The organism is Methylobacterium sp. J-001 (assembly GCF_022829565.1).
In the GTDB taxonomy this organism is placed as follows: domain Bacteria; phylum Pseudomonadota; class Alphaproteobacteria; order Rhizobiales; family Beijerinckiaceae; genus Methylobacterium.
Genome location: NZ_JAKSYN010000120.1, coordinates 1 through 6,162, shown reverse-complemented (window position 1 = coordinate 6,162; position 6,162 = coordinate 1). Strand labels below are relative to the sequence as shown.

Here is a 6,162-nt window from a genome sequence, read left to right as displayed (position 1 = left end):
CGCCGCTGCCCGAACCGTCCCAGACCTTTGGGCAGCCATCGCCCGGGCCTTCGCAGCCTTCACTCCAGCGGAATGCCGCAACTACATCGCCGCCGCCGGATACGACGCTTATGACCCAACCTAAACGACAACAGCTCTAGCCCTCCTGGGCGCGACCGGGCCAGCTCAGGGCGCGCCGCTCACCCCAGCGGGTGTTGCGCAGGTGCAGGTAGTTCGGCGTGAACAGGCAGAAGGCCTTCAGCCGCTCGACGTCGAGGATGGTCAACACCCGGTACTTGAGATGGATCAGGCCGAGCGCGCGCAGCTCCCGCAGCGTCCGGTTCACGTGCACGTCGGACAGGCCCATCGTGTCGGCGATCTCCGTTTGGGTGAGCGGGAATGCGTAGCTGTTGTCGGTGACACGCCCAACCGCTTCCAGGCGCATGAGGAGTTCGCACAGGAGGTGGGCGATGCGCTGGACCGGAGGGCGCCCGCCCATGTTCACCAGCCATTCCCGCAGGACGGCTCCGTCGACCAGGGAGCACCACCAGAAGGCGCGCGCGATGCTCGGATGGTGCACCGTGATCTCGTCGATGGCCCGCCGGGGGATGTCCACGACCTGACAGGTCGAGATGGTGCCGATGCTGTGGTCCATCTCGTCGAGGATGAAGACGTTGAGGTCGCAGAAATCACCCGGCACCAGGAGGGCCATGATCTGGCGCTGACCGTCCGGGAGCACCTTGTACCGGCAGGCGAAGCCATCCAGGATGAGCAGGACGTTGTCCGGCTTGTCGCCTTCCTGGATCAGATCCTGGCGTGCGTCGACCTGCCGGACCTTCAGCACCAGGCCGTTCAGGGCCCAGCGCGCTTGGTCGGACAAGGGTTCGAAGCTCTCAAGCTTCTGCGTCAGCGCGTGCTGCATCGGACCGCCCTCATGGGTGGGAGAACGAGTTCGCGTCCGGAAGGTGCCCCTCGAAAGACCATTCGGCCAAGCGGCCACGATTCTTCGGGGGCATCACGGGCGCAATCCCGGGTGTCCCGCTCTCCCCGGGAACGAATGGCCCGCACCCAAAAAAGTCCCGCCACCCGGACCGGGCGACGGGGCTTGAGTGCGCTCGGGTCGGAAAGAGCCGTCTGGGCGATGAAGGGGCGAGGAGCGCTCGCGCGGCCAACTGCGCTCACATCATCGCGGCAACAGCCGGATACTCAATGCCAGCGTATTAAAGAATCGATCCGATCAAAAGACGGGATTTGTCGAGGTTCTGACCTATTCCCGCCTTTTACGTGACTTGCTGAACGAGCATCTTGATGAAGGCCATGCCGATAGCCGGGCACGCAGCGACAGCAGGCCGGGATGGAACGGTGAGCCCGACCGGGGAGCGATCGCCTCGGAAACCCGTCTTATGACCGAACGCCCAGATAACCGCGGCCTATTGTAGAGCCTATCATCAGTCGATCCGAAACAGGTGCTGATGGCTGGGAGAGCCGCGCGCTTCCACCTGCAATATGCGGTGGAGCCGTATGAGTTCAGCCCCCGATCGTCATGCCATGAACTGGCTCATCCGCAAGCTGGAGAGCATCGCGCCTCTCTCCGACAAGGACCGCCAGGCCATCGAGAACCTGCCGGTCAGGATCCACAAGCTCGACGCCCGGCAGGACATCGTGCGAGACGGCGACAAGCCCTCGCATTGCTGCTTGATCATCGACGGCTGGGCCTGCCGCTACAAGCTTCTTAGCCAGGGCAAGCGGCAGATCCTGTCGTTTCACATCCCCGGCGACATCCCGGATCTCCAGAGCCTGCACATCCACACCATGGATCACAGCCTCGGCACGATGACCAAAGCCACCGTGGCCTTCATTCCGCACGAGAACCTGCACGACCTGACGGCACGCCATCCCGGCATCGCGGCGATCCTCTGGCGTGCCACCCTGATCGACGCGGGAATCTTCCGCGAGTGGCTGGTGAGCATGGGACGGCGTTCGGCCTTCGAACACGTCGCTCACCTGTTCTGCGAGCTGTATCTGAAACTACAAGCGGTGGGGCTGGCCGGGAATTACCGTTGTCCGCTGCCGGTCACTCAGGCGGATCTCGCCGATGCGCTGGGGCTCACCCCGGTGCACATCAATCGCATTCTCCAGGATATGCGAGCCAAGACCCTGATCACGCTCCGGAGTCGAGCGCTGGTGATTGAGGCCTGGGACGAACTTTTACGCATCTCCGAGTTTGACCAGACGTATCTGCATCTGGAGAGACGGGCGGCCGCATGACCCTTCGCTTACAGCCGGTGCGGGTCGCCACCGGCAGTTACGATATCGACGGGCAGCTAGTCTTCGCCGACGGCTCCCTGGCGGCCGTCCTTGTGAAGCTGTCGGCATATCACCAGGACATGGCCGGGATGTGGTTTTTGGAAGCGGGCTTCGGGTGGGTCGATACGCCGAACCGGCCGACCTTCGCCGACCTCGATGCCGCCCAGGCCTGGATCGAGCAGCAATTGGCGGACGCGGCCTAAGAGCCGCCTTCAACGCCGGTCATCTGACGATGCGACCGCGCCGTCCCATGCAGCAGCCTCACCTGAGATAAGGCTAGCAGGCCAGCTTCGATCGCGGGTTCGGCGAGCACCGCATCCACCGTGGCGATCATCCTTTGAGATCGGCTGCGATCGGAGACGGTGGGCTTCCGGCCGGGACGCAGCAGGGCTTCCGGAGGCCGGTCTGCGCGTCCGGCAATTGCCCCTCGATCAGTCATACGACCACCGCTCGCCCCAGCAGATGTGCAAAAATTCGCATTGCACACAACCATTCATGTGGATAAATTTGCAATCTTTTGATGCATAAAATCTCGAAATACAACACAATACCCTGATGATGAAAATCTTAAATCGATTTAATACTGTACATCTTGTCAGGTGAATATTACGGGATCAGCCATTGAGAGCCGGCGAGCTCCCGCTTGCGTGAGGGCTGGATATCCGATGCCACATTTTTTCTTCGACACCGATGACGGCGATTTCCGGTTTGAGGACGATGAAGGCTTTGAATTGCCGAGCCTCGATGCCGCCCGCCTCGAGGCCTTGGATGCCCTGCCGGATATGGCGCGCAACAAGCTCCCGGACCGGGATCGTCACACGTTTTCGGTTCGGGTACGCGATGCCGACGGCACCCTGGTCTACTCCGCCTCGCTCGACCTCGTCGGCGAATGGCATGTTCCACGCGGCCATTCGTAGGTCCGAAGCCTCGAAGGACCGGACGATCCTACCATCTCGGCTCGCCCGTGTCGGCGTCCCGCTCTCAAGAACGCTGCCGGCACCTCAGGGTTACCCCAGATCTCGAACCCCGCAAACAATTCAGGGCAACGGCCCTGAAGGTTGCCGAAACCTCGTCGACGATCTATGTCAATCTCAAGCGCTCAGGCGATCTTGTATTGCCAGATGTAAATGTCATTATTTTAGTAATCCAAGCCGATCCGGCCAATATTTGTCTTTTGACAGGCTGGATATAGACCAATTGGCGTAGGAACGAGCGGCTTGCTGCTCATCTCAGATCCAGCGGGCACCTTCAGGGGGATCGCCATGGGTTTGGCCGCGTTCTTGTTCTTCGTCGTCCCGTGGATGGCGCTCGCGTTCTGGCTGTTCCGCCTCCCGAGCGCCCTTCGCCTCGGCACCCCGGCTACACCCTGGCGCGCGCTGACGGATTATCCCGATCCGCTGCGGGATCAGCGGTACGAGACCAACCCCTACAACACGGGGGCCAACGACGGGTCCGGTCCAACCGGTGGCGACAAGCATAGCCCGCTCATCAATCCCTGAGGGTCCGTCCACGGGAGCGCAGATCGGAACGATGTCTGATTTCCCCGCGCCCCGTGGGGCCGCTTAGCAACACCCGGCGTCGGGTTGTGATGCTTGCCGAGACGAACCAAGTTGTTCGCGACCAATTTATCGAAACCCGTCAGAATTAAGTTCTGCGCTTCCAGGCCTATGCAATCGTGACGCGCCATCGCCGAGTACCGTCGGCCTTGGCACCGCCTGCACCGACCTCCTGTTTCCTCCGAACCGTGGGGACGGCGCCGGCGTCCAATCTGGAGCGCCCGGCATGACATACCGCGTCAAGATCGATCGCATCGGGGTGGCTGGCGTGCCGCGGAGCGCCCCACGCATCTACGATGCGAAGGACGAGGCCGACGCCGCAACGATCGCGGCCTACGAGGTCGATAGCAGCAAGCCCGGCCGGCCCCGCGTCGCCACCGTGACCGACGCCTCCGGGCGCATGGTGTTCACCTATTCCGGCCGCGCCGGCGTGGCGCCCACATGACCGGGAGGGAGCGTGAGGAATGGGCGCTCGACGACCGAGACGCGAAAGCTCTTATCGGCGTCATGCTCGCGCTCCAGGTGGCCTTCCTGGCGGTCACGATGCTCTGGCTGTGACGCTCGCCGCCGCGGCGCCGAGCAACGTCGCCTCTGGAATCCCACTTCCAGAACAGATGCCCCGCTGAGAACCGTCACCGATCGCGTCGCGATCGGAGACGGTTCTCAGTCAGCCCCGACGATCTCGGCCGACAGGTCGTCGATCACGCCATGAACCAGGGGGCAACGGCCCTGCGGGCCGCCGTGAGGGTCAAGCGCACGCGGGCGGATTGGGACTGCCGACCACCAGGTCATCTGGATCGTCCGAGCGGTGCAACGCAGGTTCTATTGTGCCGACTCGATCAGGCGGCCGCCCGAATCGCCGGCTCCGTCGCGCGCGCCACGGCGGCGATGACCTGATCGGGCGCGAGGTGGTGGATCATGTGGCCCATGCCGGGAATGACCAGAGGTCAAACCCGCTCCACCAAATCCCGGGACCAAACAGTGTTCCCGTGTTCCCGTGTTCCCGTGTTCCCAGCGGGCGCCATCGTCCGCCCCCTCTGCAACACCACCTCCTTGAAATGGTTGCCGGAGGCTGAGGCTCATTCCGCCCTCGCCATCTGCCGCCCGTGGTTCTGCACCACGTCGCGGAATAGGCTGGCTGATCGCACTCTCGGCTTGGTGGCCACATAGCAGAGGCGGGGTGCCCAGGAACAGATTGGTACTCCGTGGGCTTACTCAGCAGATAGAAGGCGATATGCTAAAGGTTGGCCAGCTATGGCTAACCGGGTTGCCGATCCCCATCTTCATAACAGCTTGGTTTTTCTTTGCGCGGGAGCGATAGCGCATGCCTTGTAGAATGCGTGTCCTGCTTGCTGCATCAGTTGTCGCCCTCATCGGCACAGGCGGAACTGGCATGGCGCGTGGCGGCGGCGCCATCCCTCCTGGCGGTCAGCTGGGGGCAACAGCGCCCGGTGGGACGGAAGGCCTGGCGGGACCGAAGAATGTTGCTGATGCCGTCCGAAGCGGTAACGCCTACGGTTGGAGCCATGGTGCAAGCCGGAATGGGGTCGAGTACCCCCACTATCGACCTCGGACAGGTAGGTATTGAATGAAACGGTAGCCCTTGGCCCAGCGCCAAGGGACTGGAGCGGAGGCTGAAACTCGCCTCGCTGGCGAGCTAGACGACCTCCCCCGCCAGCCCGTGATCAGATCGGGCGGCGGGGCAGCACTGGCCGTCAGGCAAGCGCTTGAGGATGTCGCGACGGCGTGCCGTCGAAGCGCGCTGGTAGAAGGGGGCAGCCGTTGTGACCCTTGCGATGCGCGAACTTCCGACGGCCGCCCTCGGCATATGAGCCCGACAGCACCACTGCCCCATGGCAGGATGGGCAGCGCTTCGGTGACATCACGTAGGTGCCCTTTGCCTCAGCAACGCTGATCGAACGCCAAGTGCTTTCAACCTTCGCTTCGCAGATCTGAGGGTCTGGCGTCTTCATAATCAGTGAAGTGCCATGCCACTGCTATCGCCGCCAGCCCACGATTGGCTTGGCTGCAGAGGCCGATGCAAACAACTGGCATCGTCTGAATAGGGCTGGCATAGCGGGTCAATGGCCGAAAACGTCCCCCATCCTTACACCATCGAGGTCTCGCCTTTGGCCAAGCCGGAGGGTCACTTCCAGTGGGCAATCCGCCGAAGCGGCAAGTGACCTGACCGGCTGGCTTTGGACCGGGCTGATTGAGAGGATCAGCTTGGACCAGAGGAGTTGGGGATGAAGCGAGGACACAGGCCAAGTGCGGAGCAGGTCGTGCTGATGTTGCGCCAGATCGAGGTGCAGACGGCCCA

At 62.8% G+C, this 6,162-nt stretch carries 8 protein-coding genes and 2 pseudogenes; 6 read left to right on the top strand and 4 right to left on the bottom strand.

Annotated features, from left to right (window positions below; translation table 11 throughout):
* Positions 1–124, top strand: a pseudogene (locus MKK65_RS14080) (IS630 family transposase); the annotation flags it as partial.
* A gap of 12 nt (positions 125–136) precedes the next feature.
* Here the strand turns inward: MKK65_RS14080 and MKK65_RS14075 are convergent.
* Entirely contained in the window at positions 137–901 is a 765-nt protein-coding gene (locus tag MKK65_RS14075) for a Crp/Fnr family transcriptional regulator (protein WP_243958342.1), read from the bottom strand.
* A 626-nt stretch (positions 902–1,527) separates the two neighbouring features.
* Between MKK65_RS14075 and MKK65_RS14070 the strand changes: the two genes are divergently transcribed.
* On the top strand, positions 1,528–2,247 hold the full coding sequence (locus MKK65_RS14070) for a Crp/Fnr family transcriptional regulator (protein ID WP_409565430.1): 720 nt from the start codon (positions 1,528–1,530) through the stop codon (positions 2,245–2,247).
* Positions 2,244–2,489, top strand: coding sequence for a hypothetical protein (locus tag MKK65_RS14065; RefSeq protein WP_243958337.1), 246 nt, complete (start codon positions 2,244–2,246; stop codon positions 2,487–2,489). The genes MKK65_RS14070 and MKK65_RS14065 overlap by 4 nt, the downstream gene beginning before the upstream one ends.
* Here MKK65_RS14065 and MKK65_RS31190 read toward each other — a convergent pair.
* The gene (locus MKK65_RS31190; RefSeq protein ID WP_279596710.1) at positions 2,486–2,620 is read right to left on the bottom strand and encodes a hypothetical protein; all 135 of its coding nucleotides are present in this window, start codon (positions 2,618–2,620) and stop codon (positions 2,486–2,488) included. The genes MKK65_RS14065 and MKK65_RS31190 overlap by 4 nt on opposite strands.
* A gap of 331 nt (positions 2,621–2,951) precedes the next feature.
* On the opposite strand from MKK65_RS31190, the gene MKK65_RS14060 reads away from it, so the two are divergent.
* The 3 genes from MKK65_RS14060 (at position 2,952) to MKK65_RS14050 (ending at position 4,287) form a co-directional block, all read left to right on the top strand.
* Positions 2,952–3,203 carry a DUF6894 family protein gene (locus MKK65_RS14060; protein WP_243958335.1) on the top strand — a complete coding sequence of 84 codons (252 nt, stop codon included), beginning with the start codon at positions 2,952–2,954 and terminating at the stop codon, positions 3,201–3,203.
* 300 nt (positions 3,204–3,503) lie between these two features.
* Positions 3,504–3,785, top strand: a complete 282-nt coding sequence (locus MKK65_RS14055) for a hypothetical protein (RefSeq protein WP_243958333.1) — start codon at positions 3,504–3,506, stop codon at positions 3,783–3,785.
* 283 nt (positions 3,786–4,068) lie between these two features.
* Positions 4,069–4,287 carry a hypothetical protein gene (locus tag MKK65_RS14050; protein WP_243958331.1) on the top strand — a complete coding sequence of 73 codons (219 nt, stop codon included), beginning with the start codon at positions 4,069–4,071 and terminating at the stop codon, positions 4,285–4,287.
* Between the two features lie 394 nt (positions 4,288–4,681).
* Here the strand turns inward: MKK65_RS14050 and MKK65_RS31555 are convergent.
* Both MKK65_RS31555 and MKK65_RS14045 read right to left on the bottom strand, forming a co-directional pair.
* Positions 4,682–4,786: pseudogene (locus MKK65_RS31555) on the bottom strand (alpha/beta hydrolase); the annotation flags it as partial.
* Between the two features lie 1,137 nt (positions 4,787–5,923).
* Positions 5,924–6,162: hypothetical protein (locus MKK65_RS14045; protein WP_243958329.1), on the bottom strand; the 239-nt coding region annotated here is incomplete at its 5' end.